Source organism: Glutamicibacter bergerei, assembly GCF_054495185.1.
Genome location: NZ_CM137131.1, coordinates 1,513,220 through 1,530,024 on the forward strand (window position 1 = coordinate 1,513,220; position 16,805 = coordinate 1,530,024).

Consider the following 16,805-nt stretch of genomic DNA (forward strand, 5'->3'; position numbering starts at 1 on the left):
TTCAACTTGTCATAAGGCATGATAGGACTCATGGAGTCCACGTCATCACTGCCGGAATCGACAAACCCGGACAACACCGAGCCGGATACGCACGCCCTTGAACTGCTGGAGCGAGTAGCCAAGCTTGAAGACTCACTCACTAATCTGCAGTTTATTCTCGCTCACGACGCCAGCGGTGAGTCGCTGCGCATCAAGGCCTTGCACCAGATCAATGACTATCTCGAACCGCGCATCAAAAATTTAAATGCACCTCTGCTTGCAGTGGTCGGAGGTTCCACCGGTGCCGGAAAATCTACTCTAGTCAATTCCCTTCTCGGCGATCGTATTAGCCGCTCCGGCGCAGTACGGCCCACCACCCGAACGCCGGTACTCGCAGTGAATCCCGCTGACGAACCGTGGTTTGCCAATGAACGGATCCTTCCCGAACTGAACCGTCTCAGAGGTGCCGGTTACAGCGAAGGCCACGGTATGGAGCGCCACGATGCACTATTGGTGGTACCGCACGACAATGTGCCCCGGGGACTAGCTATTCTTGACGCACCTGACATTGACTCCGTGTCAGATGACAACCGCGCCCTTGCAGGACAGCTGCTGAATGCTGCAGATCTCTGGATTTTTGTTACCACTGCGAACCGGTACGCCGACGCGATCCCGTGGGAAGTGCTCACCGAAGCTGGCGGGAGAGAAATTACGGTCTGCGTGATACTCAATCGCGTCCCGTCCGGAGCCGAGACTGATATTGTTCCGGATCTGCAAAGACTGCTCGCAGCAAAAAACCTAGACCCTAAACTACTGCACGTCATCAACGAGGTTCCGCTTGATGAACAGCAAATGATTCCGGGCGAGCGGCTCGAACCGATTTCGGCATGGCTGAATTCTCTAGCCGCCAACGCAGCCGAACGTCAACGCATTGCCGAACAGACTCTTGACGGCGCCATTAAGCGTTTGCAAGATGATGTTCGTTGCCTTGGTGAACAGGCGGAAGATCAAGATCTTCAATTGTCTGCCCTAGCTAAGATTGCCACCGAGCGTTTTGAATTTACCTTGGGAAAGACCACCGAAGCGTTGAAAGACGGATCGCTACTGCGTGGTGAGATTTTAGCGCGGTGGCAAGACTTTGTCGGGGCCGGAGAATTGCTGCGGGGCATTGAAGGTGTAGTGGGGCGCATCCGTGACCGAGTCGGTTCATTCTTTAGCGGAAAGCCGCCAGCAACTCATCGGGTTGAAGATGCCATCGAATCAGGGCTTCATACGGTTTTGGTTGGTGAGATCACCAATGCATTCCATGACGTAGATCGCAGCTGGCGCAATACGCCGATTGGAATCCAACTTCTCAGTTCATTGCCTGCGCACCGTCCGCCCAAAGAACTGGAAACTAGGGCAGCCGACACGATCCGCGCCTGGCAAAAAGATGTGCTTGAAATGATTCGCAGTGAAGGTGCAGGGAAGCGCAAAACAGCCAGAATCGCTGCCTTCGGTGTGAACGGCGTGGCAGTGGCGCTCATGGTGGTGGTCTTTGCCTCCACTGCCGGAGTCACCGGATTGGAAGTAGGAATCGCTGGCGGCTCAGCCGTGGTAGGACAAAAATTGCTGGAAGCAATATTCGGTGAAGACGCGGTGAGGCGCATGGCTACACGCGCCCGCACCATGCTCGAAACTCGAACCCAGGAACTCATTGATGAAAATCTAGCCGTGTACCGCAATGAAATTGAGGCTCATCTTCAGCCAGAAATTGTTCAAGAACTACTTAATCAAGTGAAACCTTTACGTGGTGGAGGGTATAAAGCATGAACGAGCGCAAGGTAACTCGTGCGCATACGGGACTTACGGAACAAATAGACGCGGTGGTATCAGCGATGCAAATTGCTGAACCGTATCTGGAGCCCGAGGTTGTTGACCAAGCAGCGGTGATCATTGAACGTGCCGAAGCACGCCGGCAACTATCAGCTGATCATGTGGTGGTAGGGCTCTTCGGTGCCACTGGCAGTGGGAAATCCTCGATATTCAATGCGCTCGTGGGTTCAGAGATAGCACAAACCGGTGTCATCCGACCGACCACCACCAAAACCGTGGCCGCCATCTGGCAGCCTGTTGGCGCCGACGCATTACTTGACTGGCTCGAGGTCAGTGAGCGTCATATTCTGAGTTCACAAGTTCTGGACAAAGCCTCCAAGAAGTCTCAAGATCTAGGTGGAGGACTTATTCTGCTTGATCTTCCAGATATGGACTCAACCTCAACTGAACATCACCTCATCGCCTCACGGCTCGCAGGACAAGTCGATTACCTTGTCTGGGTCCTTGACCCGCAGAAGTATGCTGATGCTTCGATTCACCATGGCTACCTCAGTGAGCTGACTGGCCAACGTGGAAACCTCCTGGTGGTGCTTAACCAGGTCGATACCATCGCTCAAAGCGACCGTGAACCGGTGAAGGCATCCTTAAATGCATTGCTTGCGGATGAGGGAATCGGTCAAGTACCCATTGTTTTGGCCTCAGCACGTTCGGGAGAAGGCCTAGATGCCGTTCGCGAAAAATTTGCGGTAGCACTGAATAACAAGGTGCAGGCAACCAGGCGATTGCGTGCAGATGTGGATGGACTGTTGCGCTTGTTGGACGGTGAACTTGCGGTGCCCAAGGTCCATACCCCCGGGATTATGGAACAGAGTGAGCTTGAGGGCAGCATTGCCAAGGCGCATGGAACGCACCGGATCGCTGATGCGGTCCAGACTTCGTATAAGCTGCGTGCTTCGACTAACACCGGGTGGCCACTGACTAGCTGGTTGACCAGGTTGCGTAATGACCCACTGAAACGAATGAATCTTGGTCGCGGAATTGAAAAGCCTGAAATTTCTCTCACGTCGCGTCCCGAACTATCAGTCGCAGAGAATGCTGCTGTAGACCAAGCAGTCGTGAAGTATCTGAACACGGCAACTGAAGATCTCTCGCCACGTTGGTCCCAGTCATTCAAGGACGGCATCCGTGAACAGCGAACAGAGCTGGCAAACGACATCGATATTGCTATCGCTAGTTGCACCCTTGGAGTTGAAAAAAAGTCGTGGTGGTGGCCGGTGACAAAATTTGTTCAGTGGCTTGGTGTCGTGGTGGCACTTGCAGGGGGATTGTGGCTTGGTGGAATTGCACTGGCCGCGTACTTCCAATTCAACCTTCCAGAGACTCCGCGTGTGGAAGGATTCGCGATTCCGACTCTGATGGTATTTGTGGGGGTACTGCTGGGCATAGTATTAGGAATCTTCGGGTCATTTATAAATAAAATGGTCGCTAGACTGAAGCGAAGGAAAGCACTAAAAAATCTTCAAAATTCAGTGGGTGAAGTTGTTCGGCGATTTATCGTAGATCCAACATCACACCATTTAGAGCAATACAACAGTTATGCGTCGCTGATTACCAGTGCGGCGAAGAAAGTCGAATAGCAGCCTTTGACTAATCAACAGACAGAGAAAAACTTGACCGTAGGCGACATTGGCGAACAGGGGATTCTCAATGAGATTCTTCCTTTGCTAGATGCCAAAGACGCCGGACTTGGTCCAGGGGATGACGCTGGAGCGCTTCGCGTGGCTGGTGGCGAAGTAGTGGTCTCCGTAGACACTATTGTCCAAGACCAGGATTTCCGTTTGGTTTGGCCCAGCGGTCACGAGCATAAAGCGTATGACATTGGCTGGAAGTCCATTGCTCAGAATGTTTCAGACATCAATGCCATGGGCGGTGTGCCAACCGGAGCAGTCGTTTCGCTATCCATGCCATCAGACGTTACTTTGTCATGGGCCAAAGAATTTGCCCGCGGAATCGCAGGAGCGATTACTTCGCTAGGCGCTGATCGCTTGGCGATTTTAGGCGGTGATTTAAGTAGGTCCTCGGAAATTTCGGTGACAACTACAGTTCTTGGTGAATGCGAACACGGTAAAGTCCTGCGCAATGGAGCGAAGTTGGGGGACCTGCTTGCGGTTGCAGGCAGGCTAGGCTCCGCTGGTGCGGGCCTGGCCCTTCTGGATGCGCTCCACGATTCAACTAGCTGGAACCGTGCGGTGCTCCGTCTAGTTGAGGCACAGTGCAAGCCGGTACCACCTTTGGAGTCTGGTCCGCGTGCGGCACAAGCCGGGGCAAGCGCCATGATGGATATTTCAGACGGGCTGCTCAGGGATGCTGGAAGACTAGCAAAGGCTAGCCGAGTCAGCTTCGAATTAGACCGCCAGGCACTTGAAGTTTTTGCTCAGCGTCTGGAACCTGCTGCAACGTTGCTGAAGGCAGACCCCATGGAGTGGGTGTTGCGCGGCGGAGAAGACTTCGGCCTGCTCGCAACCTTCCCGGCCGAGGCCGAAATTCCTGAAGAATTTACCGTTGTTGGAAAGGTTCTACGAACGACTGGCCGACGGTCAACAATTCGCCTCGACGGGAAACAACTGGATTACCGAAACGGTTTTGACCACTTCGGCTAGAGCTTTGCCGGGTCTTTAGCCTTCGGACTGAATGCGCAATAAATCTGACAGCTCCCGGCCCGCGTTCACTACCGATTCGTGATGAATCTTGCCTGGTTGGCGAGTCAAGCGCTCAATGGGTCCGGACATGGACAGCGCTGCGATCACGCGTCCGGACTGCCCCCGAATTGGGGCAGAGACCGAGGCAACTCCGGGTTCTCGTTCACCCAGCGACTGCGCCCATCCGCGGCGCCGAACCCCGGCCAAAATGGTTGGGGTAAAGCGCGCGTGGTGCAGTCCATCAATCATGCGTTCATTGTCTTCCCAAGCCAAGAGAACCTGAGCCGCGGAGCCGGCCTTCATCGATAGCTGGGTACCCACAGGAATGGTGTCGCGCAACCCTACAGGCCGTTCGGCACTGGCTATGCAAACACGGAAGTCTCCTTGTTTGCGGAATACCTGAGTACTCTCGCCGGTGAGATCCCGCAATTTCGTGAGTACCGGCCCCGCGGTGGTCACCAGTCTGTCTTCTCCCGCGGCGCTAGCGAGCTCTACAAGCCGTCCGCCGAGCTCGAAACGGCCGTGCATGTCGCGGCCCACCAGCCCATGATGAACCAACGATTGAGCGATACGGTGAACCGTGGGGCGGGAGATCTGGGTGACGTCCACCAGCTGCGAAAGGGTAGTCGGGCCATTTTCCAATGCGTTAAGAATGGCTGCTGCCTTATCGAGAACACCAACACCGCTACCTGTAGTCATAAAACCATTATTGCGTCTCAGTATTTGAGATTCAAGTCCAAATACTGGAAATGATGTTCTATGAAGTGTCAAAGTAAAGGTGTTGATAGTTCGTAGCTTGAGGAGTGTGTCGCATGTCCACCATGCAGTCGCCCCAGACCCTCGCAGAGAAGGTCTGGAATGCGCACGTAGTGCGCCATGGAGAAGGGGAAGGCGAAGCGCGCCAACCCGATTTGATCTACATTGACCTTCACCTGCTACACGAGGTCACCTCACCGCAAGCCTTCGAAGGCTTGCGTCTGGCGGGGCGCAAACTTCGCCGCCCAGATCTCACTATCGCGACCGAGGATCACAACACCCCGACCCTTGATATTGATAAGCCCATTGCAGATTTGACCAGCCGGACACAAATTTTCACCTTGCGTGATAACTGCAAGGAATTTGGCGTCCGCCTGCACTCGTTGGGTGACAAAGAGCAGGGCATTGTTCACGTAGTAGGTCCCCAGCTGGGTCTTACTCAGCCAGGTATGACCGTTGTCTGCGGTGACTCCCATACCTCAACCCATGGTGCCTTCGGTGCCCTGGCTTTTGGTATCGGCACCTCAGAGGTTGAACATGTCATGGCTACTCAGTCTTTGAGCCTGAAGCCTTTCAAGACGATGTCCATCAACGTCGAGGGAACGCTGAAGCCGGGCGTGACTGCAAAAGATATCATCTTGGCAGTTATTGCCAAGATTGGCACCGGCGGTGGACAGGGGTACGTGCTGGAATACCGCGGATCTGCGATTCGCGCATTGTCCATGGACGCCCGCATGACTATCTGCAATATGTCCATCGAGGCTGGCGCTCGCGCTGGCATGATTGCACCGGACGAAACGACCTTCGAATACGTCAAGGGCCGCCCACATGCACCTGAGGGTGATGATTGGGACGTTGCTGTTGACTACTGGAAGACCCTGCAAAGTGACGAGGGTGCACGCTTCGATAACGAAGTGTTCCTGAATGCTGATGAACTAGAACCATTCGTCACCTGGGGAACCAACCCCGGTCAGGGTGTCTCACTGTCATCCAACGTTCCGGTCCCCGAAGATTTTGAAGACGAAAATGACCGCAAGGCCTGCGAACGTGCATTGACCTATATGGGCTTGACCGGCGGAACTCCCATGAAGGAAATCCGTGTGGACACGGTGTTCTTAGGTTCTTGCACCAACTCACGAATGGAAGACCTGCGCGCGGCGGCTGAAATCGTGAAGGGCCGTGAAAAGGACCCGCAGATCCGCATGATCGTGGTGCCAGGCTCGGCCAGGGTTCGCCTCGAAGCAGAAGCCGAAGGACTGGACAAGATTTTCAAGGACTTCGGTGCCGAGTGGCGCTTCGCAGGTTGCTCCATGTGCCTGGGAATGAACCCGGATCAACTGGCTGAGGGGGAGCGTTGTGCTTCTACCTCCAACCGAAACTTCGAAGGACGCCAGGGCAAGGGCGGGCGTACCCACCTGGTCTCGCCATTGGTAGCAGCAGCTACGGCTATTCGTGGCACTCTCGCTTCCCCTTCGGATATCGCCAACACTCCGGTCTCGGCCTAGGAAGGAACACCATCATGGAAAAAGTTGTTACCCACACCGGAATTGGTGTCCCGCTGCGTCAAAGCAACATCGATACCGACCAGATCATTCCTGCGGTTTATCTGAAGCGGATTACACGTACCGGCTTTGAAGATGCGCTGTTCGCCGGCTGGCGCCGGGATGAAAACTTCATCCTGAATACCGAGCCATATAACAAGGGCTCGGTCTTGGTCGCAGGTCCGGATTTTGGTACCGGCTCTTCGCGTGAGCACGCGGTTTGGGCCCTGAAGGATTATGGGTTCAAAGCTGTTATCTCAGCCAGATTTGCCGATATCTTCCGTGGAAACTCCGGTAAGCAGGGATTGGTTGCCGCCGAGGTTGCACAGAGTGACGTTGAACTGATCTGGAAAGAACTCGAAAATAATCCAGGCACTGAAGTCACCGTAAATCTGGATGCGCGCACCGTGCAGTGCGGATCAATCGTGGCTCCGTTCCAGATTGATGACTACACTCGGTGGCGTCTGATGGAAGGCCTGGACGATATTGGACTGACGCTGAAGCAAGAAGCAGACATTACGTCCTTTGAAGCTAGCCGCCCAGCATTTAAACCTCAGACTTTGCCGGCAAGAACAGCTGACTAAGTTGACTGGCAGGCCTCGTTCGTACTCACCAGTAGGTGTATTCGAACGGGGCCTTCCTTTTTTATTGCAAACCACGGACTCGCCATCTACAGCCCTTCCCTGAAAGCATCCTCACAATGTGTGCGCCACGGGCAGAACTGCTCCGAAGCGCACCGGCAATGACGGTATGCTTGCTTAGTCCTGCCTGTTTTATCGGCCTACCGGCCCTGGCAGGAGAAAACGACTACGCGATGAGGTTTATTCATACATGGGTAAGATTCTAACGGTCCATGGCGGTGTCCCTTTGAACGGCACCGTTCGAGTAGGCGGCGCTAAGAACCTGGTTCCAAAGGCCATGGTTGCGGCACTGCTCGGAAACTCTCCTTCGGTACTACGCAACGTTCCGGAGATCAAAGACGTCGCAGTCGTGCGTAGCCTTTTAGAGATCCATGGGGTTAAGGTTTCTCAGGACCCCGAGACCGGTGACCTCACCATGGATCCATCCGCCGCGAAGAGCGCCTCAAATCAGGCCATTGATGCTCACGCCGGCGACTCACGTATCCCTATTCTCTTCTGTGGACCACTGATCCACTCTCTGGGCGAAGCTTTCATCCCGGACCTCGGTGGTTGCCGAATTGGTGACCGTCCTATCGACTTCCATTTGGAAGTCCTGCGCGAATTCGGCGCCGTAGTGGATAAGGAAGCCGCTGGCATCCGTATCTCCGCTCCTCTGGGACTGACCGGTGCGAAACTTGAACTTCAATACCCAAGCGTTGGCACTACAGAGCAGGTTCTGCTCTCCGCGGTGCGCGCCAAGGGAGTCACCGAGGTGAGCAACGCGGCGATTGAGCCGGAAATCTTGGATCTGATCTCGTTGCTGCAGAAAATGGGTGCCATTATCTCGGTTCACCGTGACCGGGTGATCCGTATCCAGGGTGTTGACGAACTGCGTGGATATGACCACTACGCTTTGCCGGACCGGAACGAAGCTGCTTCCTGGGCCTCTGCGGCACTGGTTACCAAGGGCGATATCTTTGTTGAAGAAGCGCAGCAGCGTGACCTCACCGCCTTCCTTCACGTCTACCGCCAGATTGGTGGAGAGTTTGAAGTGAAGCAGAACGGTATTCGCTTCTACCACCCAGGTGGAGAGCTGAACCCGCTGATCCTTGAAACCGATGTGCACCCAGGGTTCATGACCGACTGGCAGCAGCCTCTTGTGGTCGCGCTGACGCAAGCTAGTGGTGTGTCTGTCATCCATGAAACCGTGTACGAAAACCGCTTTGGTTTCACCGACGCTTTGGTGCGCATGGGCGCTACCGTGCAGGTGCATACCGACTGCTTGGGGTCTACCCCATGCCGCTTCGGCCAGCGTAACTTTAAGCACTCAGCGGTAGTTCTCGGCCCAGCAAAGCTGAAGGGCGCAAACATTGACGTTCCTGATTTGCGTGGCGGATTCTCCCATATGATTGCCGCACTGGCCGCCGAAGGCACCAGCAAGGTTACTGGTATTGAGATTATCAACCGAGGCTACGAGCACTTCATGGAAAAGCTGACCGCACTAGGTGCAAACGTTGAACTGAGCAACTAGGGGAGCGTTAGTTCGTGACAGATAACTCAGTGCATCGGGAAACAGTCAAAAGTAAAACCGTCTTTGCAATTCTGGCCGGTGTAGTTCGTCCGGCTATGAATGCCTTGATTGGCAGGACCTGGCAAAACTTTGACAGGCTTCCTTCCGGCGGGTTTATTCTCTGCCCTAACCACCTGACCGAGATTGATCCTCTGGTGGTTGGTCATGCGATATATAGCAGCGGACGGTTACCGCGCTGGTTGACTAAGGATTCACTATTTAAGGTTCCCGTACTAGGGGCAGCGTTGCGCGCTACCGGACAGATTCCAGTGTCACGCAAATCCATGAGTGCCGCAGACTCTTTGGATGCTGCTAAAAAAGTCCTTGAAGCCGGTGGCGTGATCGTCATTTACCCCGAAGGCACACTAACGCGTGACCCGGATTTGTGGCCAATGGTGGGCCGTACCGGTGCCGCCCGCCTAGCCTTGCAAACCGGAGCTCCCGTGGTGCCGATGGCCCACTGGGGAGATCAGAAACTGTTTCCCCGGTACGCCAAAAAAATGTACCTATTTCCGCGCAAACACGTGACAGTTACGGTGGGGGAGCAGGTACAACTTGATGATCTGCGTACGGGACCGCGCACACGCACTGTGCTTCAAGAAGCAACCAGTCGGATCATGGCCTCCATTACCGAGCTACAGGCTGAACTGCGTGACGAGACACCTCCAGAAAATCTGTGGAACCCGAGTGAACATGGGCAAACAACTACGGGCAGAGATTTTGATGTCCCGAAACCGCCAAACGACTAAGTCTGATCACCTAGCGAAGGAAAAGCCTTGAGTAAGCCGCTACCACGTAAGATCGCCGTCATGGGTGCCGGAAGCTGGGGAACCACCTTTGCGAAGGTTCTGGCGGACGCAGTTTCTGACCAGAATATTCCGGTGCAGATCTGGGCCCGTCGAGAGGAAGCCGCTCGCGAAATCAACGAGCGGCACACAAACTCGCGTTACCTGCGAGACACAAAACTTCCGGCCAATGTTTCAGCTTCAGCAAATGTATCTGAGGTCCTAACGAGCGCAGACCTGGTGGTCTTGGCAATTCCTGCCCAGTCGTTACGTGAAGAACTTGCTAAATTCGTTCAGCACTTTGAACAAGACGTCGTCTTGTTGTCCTTGATGAAGGGCCTTGAACGCGGCACCGACTTGCGTATGAGTGAAGTCATGGCGGAGATCAGCGGTATTTCCGCTGATCGCATTGCAGTGCTGTCCGGTCCGAACTTGGCCATGGAAATTGCCCGTGAACAACCAACCGCTTCCGTTGTTGCATGCACCGACGGGCAGACGGCGCATTGGATAGCTCAATTGTGCTCCGCCCCATACTTCCGTCCATACACCAATGACGACGTACTCGGTGTTGAGCTGGGCGGAATCGTTAAGAACATCATCGCCTTGGCCGTAGGGATGTGTGATGGCATGGGTATGGGAGATAACACCAAATCCACCGTTATCACCCGCGGGCTGGCAGAAACCACCAGACTAGTCCTCGCCTTGGGTGGCCGGCTAGAGACCTTGTCAGGACTGTCGGGACTTGGGGACTTAGTAGCCACCTGCTCATCCTCCCTTTCTCGGAATAACACCGCGGGCCGGCTGCTCGGTCAGGGACTTTTCATTGAAGAAGTTAATGACCGTATGTCGCAAACTGCCGAAGGCATCAAATCAGCTCGCGCAGTCTTTGACCTGTCTCGAAGCCATAAGGTTGATATGCCAATCACCGAAGCGGTAGTCATGGTCTTGGAAGGTAGCTTGAGCGTAGAGAATATGGCCGAGCGTCTTCTGGCCCGAGAACTGAAATCTGAAGGAGAACTCCAAAAATGAGCGAACCAAAACCACGAGTCCTCCTACTCTTCGGCGGCCGTTCCTCTGAGCATTCAGTTTCCTGCGTCACCGCAGCCGGCGTGATGCAGGAAATCGATAAAGATCGTTTTGAAGTCATTCCCGTGGGAATCACCCGCGCTGGGGCATGGACACTAGTGGACCAAGACTCCTCGGACTGGACGCTGAGCTCCGGCTCCCTGCCTGAGATTTCAGTGGCAGACAAGCCCGTGCATCTGTCCAACGATGGTCAGCGTACGTGTCTATTGCAGTACTCAGGATCCGAGATCACTGATTTAGGGCCTATTGATGTGGTCTTCCCATTGCTTCACGGTCCTTTCGGCGAAGATGGGTCGATCCAAGGGATGCTGGAAATGTCTGGCGTTTCCTATGTCGGTTCGGGCATCGCAGCTAGCGCCATGGGCATGGACAAGCATTTCATGAAGGTCGTCTTCGAGAATGCTGGATTTAACGTTGGCCCTTACCAGGTCATCACCAACAAACAGTGGCTCCGTGACAGCGTGGCCGTACTAGAGCGGTGCGCGGACTTGCAGTACCCGTTGTTCGTCAAGCCGGCTCGTGCAGGTTCCTCAGTTGGTATCACCAAGGTTGATGACCCCACGCAGTTGCAGGGAGCCATTGAGCTAGCTCGCAAGGAAGACCCTAAGGTCATCGTGGAGCAGGGGATCAGCGGGCGAGAAATCGAATGCGGTGTCCTAGAAGGTCATGGTTCGCTGGAATCTCGTGCGTCCATGCCAGGGGAGATTGCGGTAGCTGGGAACGAACATACCTTCTATGATTTTGAGGCAAAATACGTTGATGGCGCAGCCGCCAAGCTCAGCTGCCCGGCTGTCCTCAGCGATGAGGCGACATCAGCTATCCGCGAGTTGGCAGTGAAAGCATTTGATGCCATCGATGCTGAAGGATTATCTCGGGTTGATTTCTTCTACACCGCTGATGGTGAATGGATTATCAATGAGATCAATACCATGCCAGGGTTCACCCCCTCGAGTATGTATCCACAAATGTGGGCGAAGACGGGTATCGGCTACCGCGAACTGATCAATGAACTCATAGCGTTAGCCTGCGAACGAAAAATTGGTTTACGCTAAAGCAACTTAACTGATGCGGACCGTCAAAGATCTCAGATCTTTGACGGTCCGCATGTTTGAACTGCTTCGGTGTTTGCCTGGCTATATTGCCTTAGAGGTCTACATTCTTCTCTACGCTGACGCAAGCACCTTCTGCAGGAATGCGTGAGGCTGCCTGAGACAGCGAAGCGAGCACAGTACTAGACGGAATTACCTGCGGGTCCAAAACGACTTCGGTAGCTGGGGTGCGGCCGTAGGTGGTTAAGGTCCACACACCGTCCTCACCTTCGTGGGCAATCCAATCCACTTCGTTCACTGAGACGCAGGGATCAGTCGTTGGGCCGGGGACTTGAACCCCGCAGCGTAGTACGACCTGAGATGGGTCACCCCAGGCGGCAGTAGCCTGAGAGTTAGTACTGCGACGCTCAGCATCACCAATGAACTGCGGGAGAATCACCATCATCTCGGCACAGACTGGATTTCCTGCATCACTTGCGGGCTCTACAGCTGCTAACGAAGCACACGCTGCAAGTGTGGGTGTGATCACCAAGGCGCCTACGGCTAAAGTAGCCGTACGCCTAATCTTTAGATTAAGTTTTGATGACTCTTGACTCTTATTACTGAAAACGGACACTTTAACAGCGTACCGTTCGTTTCTGAAAGATAAGATGTAAAAAGATGAAACTGTGAAAGGTAGCATATGTCCTTCGAAGAACAGCCCGTGCGTCCACGTGCGAAGAAAAAACGCACTGGGCGTGGAATCCTCATTGGCATTCTGGCGCTAGTAGTGATTGCTGGCCTCGTGGCCGGTGGGTACGTTTGGAATCTTGGTCGAACCTTCGACTCGAAGAGCGACAAGATTGCCGAGGCATTCCCTGCCGAAGAAACCCGCCCAGAGGTTAAAGAAGAATCTAAAGACGCAGTGAACATCCTGCTTCTGGGTAGTGATACCCGTGCCACTCGCGAGACGGACGAATCAAGCGAGGAGTTCGGAACCCTTCCAAACGGTGGCCGTTCGGACACCATGATGCTGGTACATATCCCAGAAGACCGTAAGGGCATGTACGTCACCTCGGTGATGCGTGACACCTGGTTAGATATTCCTGGTGTTGGAACTGCAAAGATCAACCGCGCATTTGCCAGTGGCGGCGTTCCCAAGGCCGTAGAAACCTTGGAAGGGCTCTTCGGCGTCCGTATCAACCACGTAGCCTCCGTAGACTTTGAAGGCTTCAAAGGTTTGACCGATGCTCTCGGAGGAGTGACGGTAAACAACCCGCAAGCCTTCCGCCAGTCGATTACCAACGGCATGTATTTCCCCGCCGGAGTGCAAACCCTAGACGGCGAACAAGCACTAGCCTTTGTGCGTGAGCGTAAGTCTTTCCCAGGTAGTGACTACGGGCGTGTGAAGAACCAGCAGCTCTTCGTCAAGGCGATGCTTGGACAAATTATGTCCAAAGACACCTTGACCAACCCGGGTAAACTTAACAACGTTGTCACTGAGATTGCGCCATTTATTGCCGTGGATGAAACATTGGATGCTTCCAAGGTTGCCAGCTACGCGGCGTCAATGATCAACGTGCGTCCAAGTGACATGACCTTCTTTACGTTGCCAAACAAGGGACCTGGACGTTCCGCAGACGGCCAGTCGATAGTGATACCTGACATGGAAACTATTGATAAGTTTGGTAAGGCGTTGCAGGAAGACAAAATGGAAGAGTTCGTGGCAACCACGGACCTGTCCAAATAACACTGAAAGACCCGATTTCCCATGACTCAAAAACTCGATACCTCCGTGCGCGCCATTCGTGAATGGTTGCAGCGGAGCGTGAAGAGTCTAGGAAATCATTCAGATAGGCTCAACGCCATCAATGTGTTTCCGGTCGCCGACGGGGATACAGGAACTAACCTATATCTCACCGCCCGAGCCGGACATGATGCCGTCAGCAAGCTGGAAAGTGACGACATCGGTGGGTTCTTAGAAGTTGCCGCCCGCGCGTCCATGGAGTCAGCGCGCGGCAACTCAGGAACTCTGCTGGCGGTGTTCCTCAGTGGGCTCTCAGAACCATGGCGGGGTCACGACCGATTGACCGCAAGCCTGCTTTCCAAGGGCCTTGAACGGGCTAAGGTCCGTTCTTGGTCTGCACTGAGTGAACCGGTCGAAGGTACCATGCTCTCGGTGATCAGTGCTGCAGCGTTGGCTGCCGGTTCAACTTTGGCCCATATTAAAACCGATGTGGAGAGCCGCGCAGCTCTGGATACGGTACTGCATCAGGTGGCCCAGGCCTCGCGGATGGCAGTTCGCGGTACCGAAAACGAATTACCTAGTCTTGAAAATGCTGGTGTAGTCGACGCTGGTGCTGTGGGCATGCTGGTGATCTTGGACGAGCTCTGCGCTGCAGTTCGTGGGACGGAAACCGACTTTGAATCTTATGAAGGGTTCAACGGATACCAAGTCCAAGATCCACATGTACATCTGATCCAAAATGATGCCCAGGGTGTTGAGGTCATGTGCACAATTACACTTGATGCGTTGGGAGCAGCCACGCTACGTGGACAACTGGATCGAGTGGGCGATTCGGTGATCATGTCGCCAGTCAATCCCACCGGAGAAGAAGTTTACCGCTGGAGGGTCCATGTGCACGTGGCCGAGGCGGACATGGCGTTAGAGCTTATCCGTCAGCAGGGGGAGCCGGTGAACATCAGCATCACCGATTTGTGTACTCATGATGGATGAGAACAAAGCGGTATCTCTGGAGCAGGCTGAACTGTCGCTAGTGCTCGGGGCCAAGAATGCCGGCGCATTAGAAAAAGCCTTTGGATACACCACCGTTGGTCAATTCCTCTGGCATTTTCCCCGGCGCTATGTTGATGTGGGGGAGCTGACCCCCATTACCGAATTACCTTTTGACGAGCACGTCACCGTCGTTGCCCAAGTAACTAACGTGAGCCAACGGCAAATGCACTCGCGTCGTGGCTTCATCTTTGAAGTAACAGTCAGTGACGAACTTGACCAGAATGGCCAAGAACTCAAGATGACGTTCTTCAACGGCTATCAGGCGCGTCAAGACCTACAAGTCGGAACCATCGCGATGTTCAGTGGCAAGGTCGGCTGGTATCAGGACCACCTGCAGCTCAGCCAACCCGATTACGCCATCCTAGACACAGTAGCCGAAGCTGATCCGCGACCCATACCGATCTATCCGGCCTCGGCGAAAATGCCGAACAAGAAAATTCGAGACCTGCTCTCACTGCTCATTGACGAAATGACAGAGGAACAAGTCCCCGAATTTCTGCCAGAACAATTACTGGCAAAGCATCATTACCCACGTAGGGCCAAGGCCTACCTAGACAGACATCACCCGCGTGAAATCAAACATGCCTATATTGCCCGCCAGCGATTTGCCTTCGAAGAAGCCTTCATGCTGCAACTCTCACTGGCCGAACGAAACCGTGCAGTGGGAAACCAGCCAGCCATTGCGCGTAAACCTGTCAAAGGCAGGTTAGCCGAGAAGTTTGATTCTAGGCTTCCGTTTACACTCACTGAAGACCAAATAGAGGTCGGCAAAGAGATCTCGGCAGACCTGCTCAATGCCCATCCGATGCACCGTCTTCTTCAAGGCGAGGTCGGTTCGGGTAAGACCGTTGTTGCGTTGCGAGCCATTTTGCAAGTTATTGATTCAGGTGGACAAGCCGCTTTACTGGCGCCCACCGAAGTTCTTGCAGCGCAGCACTATTCCTCCATTAAGAAGATGCTGGGAGACCTGGCTGAACCAGGCTTATTTGGTGAAGGTGAAGGCACTGGGGTCGCACTTCTCACCGGGTCGGCTAAGACGGCACAGCGCCGTCAGGCGCTTCTAGGCATTGCTAGCGGGGAGACCGGGCTGATCATTGGAACGCATGCGCTGTTAGGGGAGCATGTGCGCTTCGCGGAGCTTGGTCTCGTGGTAATCGATGAGCAGCATCGTTTCGGCGTGGAGCAACGAGAGGCCCTTCGCGCAAAGGGTGAAGAAAACGTACCGCATACCTTGGTCATGACGGCCACCCCCATTCCGCGTACTGTGGCAATGACTGTTTTTGGAGATCTGGATACCTCGACGATTAAAAAGCTGCCCTCGGGGCGTGCCCCGATTTCAACTCATATTGTTCCGATGCAGTTGACCGGATACCGGGACAGGCTTTTCTCACGGATCCGTGAAGAAGTGACCAAAGGACATCAGGTTTATGTGGTGTGCCCTCGAATTTCTGAGACAACTGCCGAACAAGGAATTCTGGTGGCAACCGCTGAAGACGGTGCCAACCAAACAATGAGCGTTGAAGCAATGTTCGAGTTGCTTTCCTCGATGCCTTTGTTTGATGGTGTACGTCTGGAAGCCTTGCATTCACAACTTGATTCGCAGGATAAACAAGAAATCATGGATGAGTTCGCCGACGGTCAGATAGATGTGTTGGTCTCTACCACGGTGATTGAAGTTGGCGTGGACGTTCATAACGCAACGTTGATGGTGATCATGGATGCCGAAAGATTCGGCATCTCGCAGCTTCACCAGCTGCGAGGGCGCGTGGGCCGTGGTGGTTTACCTGGTACCTGTCTGCTCACCACGTGGTTGGACGCGGATCATCAATCGGTCAATAGGCTGCGCACTATTGAAGCAACCCTTGATGGGTTCGAATTAGCAGAAGCAGATCTAGCCGAACGCAAGGAAGGAAATATCCTTGGAGTACAGCAGTCTGGTAGTCGCTCAACGCTGCGTGAACTGAGTATTATCAAAGACCGTGTTCTCATTGAGTCTGCACGAGAGGACGTGCAAGAACTCATGAAACAGGGCGCGTGGGCTACAAAGTATCCAGAACTTTTTGCCGTTGCAGAGTCATGGATAGACCAGTCCACCCGAGAATTTCTGAATAAGAATTAACGTTGACACT

At 54.0% G+C, this 16,805-nt stretch carries 14 protein-coding genes; 12 read left to right on the forward strand and 2 right to left on the reverse strand.

Translation table 11 applies throughout. The annotated features are described in order from the left end of the window. Positions 1 to 30 precede the first annotated feature (30 nt). The 3 genes from ACX5K5_RS06885 to thiL are packed head-to-tail and all read left to right on the forward strand — an operon-like array spanning position 31 to position 4,454. The gene (locus ACX5K5_RS06885; protein ID WP_459175290.1) at positions 31 to 1,791 is read left to right on the forward strand and encodes a dynamin family protein; all 1,761 of its coding nucleotides are present in this window, start codon (positions 31 to 33) and stop codon (positions 1,789 to 1,791) included. Beyond that, positions 1,788 to 3,431, forward strand: a complete 1,644-nt coding sequence (locus ACX5K5_RS06890) for a GTPase (RefSeq protein ID WP_459175291.1) — start codon at positions 1,788 to 1,790, stop codon at positions 3,429 to 3,431. The genes ACX5K5_RS06885 and ACX5K5_RS06890 overlap by 4 nt, the downstream gene beginning before the upstream one ends. 6 nt (positions 3,432 to 3,437) lie before the next feature. Then, positions 3,438 to 4,454 carry a thiamine-phosphate kinase gene (gene thiL, locus ACX5K5_RS06895; RefSeq protein WP_459175292.1) on the forward strand — a complete coding sequence of 339 codons (1,017 nt, stop codon included), beginning with the start codon at positions 3,438 to 3,440 and terminating at the stop codon, positions 4,452 to 4,454. A 15-nt stretch (positions 4,455 to 4,469) separates the two neighbouring features. Here thiL and ACX5K5_RS06900 read toward each other — a convergent pair whose 3' ends face one another. Next, a complete protein-coding gene (locus ACX5K5_RS06900) occupies positions 4,470 to 5,192 on the reverse strand; it encodes an IclR family transcriptional regulator (protein WP_096255318.1) in 723 nt (240 codons plus the stop codon). A 122-nt stretch (positions 5,193 to 5,314) separates the two neighbouring features. Here ACX5K5_RS06900 and leuC point away from each other — a divergent pair, with 122 nt between their 5' ends. From leuC to ACX5K5_RS06930, 6 genes are all read left to right on the forward strand, one after another. After that, positions 5,315 to 6,754: a 3-isopropylmalate dehydratase large subunit gene (gene leuC / locus ACX5K5_RS06905; protein WP_096255378.1), complete on the forward strand. Its 1,440-nt coding sequence runs from the start codon at positions 5,315 to 5,317 to the stop codon at positions 6,752 to 6,754. A 14-nt stretch (positions 6,755 to 6,768) separates the two neighbouring features. Continuing rightward, positions 6,769 to 7,374, forward strand: coding sequence for a 3-isopropylmalate dehydratase small subunit (leuD, locus tag ACX5K5_RS06910; protein ID WP_443448569.1), 606 nt, complete (start codon positions 6,769 to 6,771; stop codon positions 7,372 to 7,374). A 247-nt stretch (positions 7,375 to 7,621) separates the two neighbouring features. Further along, positions 7,622 to 8,941 (forward strand): UDP-N-acetylglucosamine 1-carboxyvinyltransferase, encoded by a 1,320-nt coding sequence (murA, locus tag ACX5K5_RS06915; protein WP_096255322.1) that lies wholly within the window; start codon positions 7,622 to 7,624, stop codon positions 8,939 to 8,941. A gap of 95 nt (positions 8,942 to 9,036) precedes the next feature. After that, the gene (locus ACX5K5_RS06920) at positions 9,037 to 9,729 is read left to right on the forward strand and encodes a lysophospholipid acyltransferase family protein (protein WP_096255380.1); all 693 of its coding nucleotides are present in this window, start codon (positions 9,037 to 9,039) and stop codon (positions 9,727 to 9,729) included. A 60-nt stretch (positions 9,730 to 9,789) separates the two neighbouring features. Next, a complete protein-coding gene (locus tag ACX5K5_RS06925) occupies positions 9,790 to 10,794 on the forward strand; it encodes an NAD(P)H-dependent glycerol-3-phosphate dehydrogenase (RefSeq protein WP_096255381.1) in 1,005 nt (334 codons plus the stop codon). Continuing rightward, complete coding sequence (locus tag ACX5K5_RS06930; RefSeq protein WP_443462184.1) at positions 10,791 to 11,903, forward strand: D-alanine--D-alanine ligase family protein; 1,113 nt, start codon at positions 10,791 to 10,793, stop codon at positions 11,901 to 11,903. Before ACX5K5_RS06925 ends, ACX5K5_RS06930 begins: the two co-directional genes overlap by 4 nt. A 91-nt stretch (positions 11,904 to 11,994) precedes the next feature. On the opposite strand, the gene ACX5K5_RS06935 is transcribed toward ACX5K5_RS06930, so the two are convergent. Continuing rightward, positions 11,995 to 12,429, reverse strand: coding sequence for a DUF3515 family protein (locus ACX5K5_RS06935; RefSeq protein WP_240520491.1), 435 nt, complete (start codon positions 12,427 to 12,429; stop codon positions 11,995 to 11,997). 153 nt (positions 12,430 to 12,582) lie between these two features. Here ACX5K5_RS06935 and ACX5K5_RS06940 point away from each other — a divergent pair, with 153 nt between their 5' ends. The 3 genes from ACX5K5_RS06940 to recG are packed head-to-tail and all read left to right on the forward strand — an operon-like array spanning position 12,583 to position 16,795. Further along, a complete protein-coding gene (locus ACX5K5_RS06940) occupies positions 12,583 to 13,629 on the forward strand; it encodes an LCP family protein (RefSeq protein ID WP_096255328.1) in 1,047 nt (348 codons plus the stop codon). Positions 13,630 to 13,650: 21 nt separating this feature from the next. Then, positions 13,651 to 14,616, forward strand: a complete 966-nt coding sequence (locus ACX5K5_RS06945) for a DAK2 domain-containing protein (protein ID WP_170947793.1) — start codon at positions 13,651 to 13,653, stop codon at positions 14,614 to 14,616. Next, the gene (recG, locus tag ACX5K5_RS06950) at positions 14,606 to 16,795 is read left to right on the forward strand and encodes an ATP-dependent DNA helicase RecG (RefSeq protein WP_459175293.1); all 2,190 of its coding nucleotides are present in this window, start codon (positions 14,606 to 14,608) and stop codon (positions 16,793 to 16,795) included. The genes ACX5K5_RS06945 and recG overlap by 11 nt, the downstream gene beginning before the upstream one ends. Positions 16,796 to 16,805 lie beyond the last annotated feature (10 nt).

Bases quoted from the DNA above. Each gene is read 5' to 3' on its own strand.
- ACX5K5_RS06890 (WP_459175291.1), top strand. From the start codon at position 1,788: ATGAACGAGCGCAAGGTAACTCGTGCGCATACGGGACTTACGGAACAA.
- ACX5K5_RS06940 (WP_096255328.1), top strand. From the start codon at position 12,583: ATGTCCTTCGAAGAACAGCCCGTGCGTCCACGTGCGAAGAAAAAACGC.
- ACX5K5_RS06925 (WP_096255381.1), top strand. From the start codon at position 9,790: ATGGGTGCCGGAAGCTGGGGAACCACCTTTGCGAAGGTTCTGGCGGAC.
- ACX5K5_RS06885 (WP_459175290.1), top strand. From the start codon at position 31: ATGGAGTCCACGTCATCACTGCCGGAATCGACAAACCCGGACAACACC.
- leuD (WP_443448569.1), top strand. From the start codon at position 6,769: ATGGAAAAAGTTGTTACCCACACCGGAATTGGTGTCCCGCTGCGTCAA.
- murA (WP_096255322.1), top strand. From the start codon at position 7,622: ATGGGTAAGATTCTAACGGTCCATGGCGGTGTCCCTTTGAACGGCACC.
- ACX5K5_RS06900 (WP_096255318.1), bottom strand. From the start codon at position 5,192: ATGACTACAGGTAGCGGTGTTGGTGTTCTCGATAAGGCAGCAGCCATT.
- recG (WP_459175293.1), top strand. From the start codon at position 14,606: ATGATGGATGAGAACAAAGCGGTATCTCTGGAGCAGGCTGAACTGTCG.
- leuC (WP_096255378.1), top strand. From the start codon at position 5,315: ATGCAGTCGCCCCAGACCCTCGCAGAGAAGGTCTGGAATGCGCACGTA.
- ACX5K5_RS06920 (WP_096255380.1), top strand. From the start codon at position 9,037: ATGAATGCCTTGATTGGCAGGACCTGGCAAAACTTTGACAGGCTTCCT.
- ACX5K5_RS06930 (WP_443462184.1), top strand. From the start codon at position 10,791: ATGAGCGAACCAAAACCACGAGTCCTCCTACTCTTCGGCGGCCGTTCC.
- ACX5K5_RS06945 (WP_170947793.1), top strand. From the start codon at position 13,651: ATGACTCAAAAACTCGATACCTCCGTGCGCGCCATTCGTGAATGGTTG.